The 1,049-nt window shown below is 60.2% G+C and carries 1 protein-coding gene; it reads right to left on the bottom strand.

What is annotated here, in order from left to right; translation table 11 throughout:
* Nucleotides 1–10: 10 nt before the first annotated feature.
* A protein-coding gene (locus tag FJ930_RS29905) for an IS630 family transposase (RefSeq protein ID WP_141841185.1) occupies nt 11–959 on the bottom strand; the annotation gives its coding sequence in 2 pieces (ribosomal slippage) (nt 11–622 and nt 624–959; 948 coding nt in all).
* Nucleotides 960–1,049: the final 90 nt, after the last annotated feature.

Raw genomic sequence — 1,049 nt, 5'->3', positions numbered from 1 at the left:
CTAGAGCGTTTCACGTTTTGACGGAAGCGTAGCCGGCGTTTGCGAAATAGTTCTTGCATTCGTTGGCCTCGATCGTTTCGACGAGGTGGCCGATATGGCGCCAGGTATCCTCGACGGTGCGTTTCTGAGCTTGGCGCATCCAGTGTTTGATCTTGGCAAAGGCCTGCTCGATGGGGTTAAGGTCTGGCGAGTAAGGCGGCAGATACCAAAGCCTGGCGCCGGCAGCCTTTATCATCTGCCTGATGGCCGCCGACTTATGGCTTCCCAGATTGTCCATGACGACGATATCACCGGGCTTCAACACGGCGATGAGCTGTTGCTCGACATAGGCACGGAAGCACTGGCCATTAATCGGTCCGTCGAAGACGCAAGGCGCCGCGAGCCGATCCCAGCGCAGCGCGCCGAGGAAGGTCAGCGTACGCCAATGACCATGTGGAGCCAGGCCGCGTAGTCGCTTGCCCTTCGGCCCCCAGCCTCGCAGCGGAGCCATGTTGGTCTTGATCCAAGTCTCATCGATGAAGACCAGGCGCTGCGGATCCAGGCTGGCCTGCCAGGACCGCCATCGCCGACGCCTGCGAGCAATATCAGCCCGGGCCTGCTCAAGGGCGAACAGCGTTTTTTTTGAAGCTCAGGCCCTCGCGCCTCAAGAACATCCAGACCGCATTGTGTGAGACCACCACCCCGCGTGCGGCCAACTCGTCCTTAAGCCGGTGCAGCGACAGATCCGAGGTTTGATTGATCCGCTCCACAATGAAGGCCCGATGTGGCTCCAAAACCCGCTTACGGTGCCCTCCCATCTTGCCTGGCGCCACCGAACCGGTGGACCGGTAACGCTGCGACCACTTCACCACCGAGGAGACGGCGACGCCAAAGCGCGACGCCACCACACGGCAGCTCTCGCCGGCGCCGACTGCCTCAACAACACGCTCACGAAGATCGTTCGAAAGGGCTCGCGTCATCAGATGCTGGCCTCCGTCCAGCCTGCATCTTGAATCACAAAACGGAGCCCGTGGGAATCCTACGATTCTCTCAAGCTATGAAACGCTCTA

It is taken from the genome of Mesorhizobium sp. B2-4-15, from assembly GCF_006658505.1.
In the GTDB taxonomy this organism is placed as follows: Bacteria; Pseudomonadota; Alphaproteobacteria; order Rhizobiales; family Rhizobiaceae; genus Mesorhizobium.
This window is presented reverse-complemented; position numbering and strand designations above follow the sequence as displayed.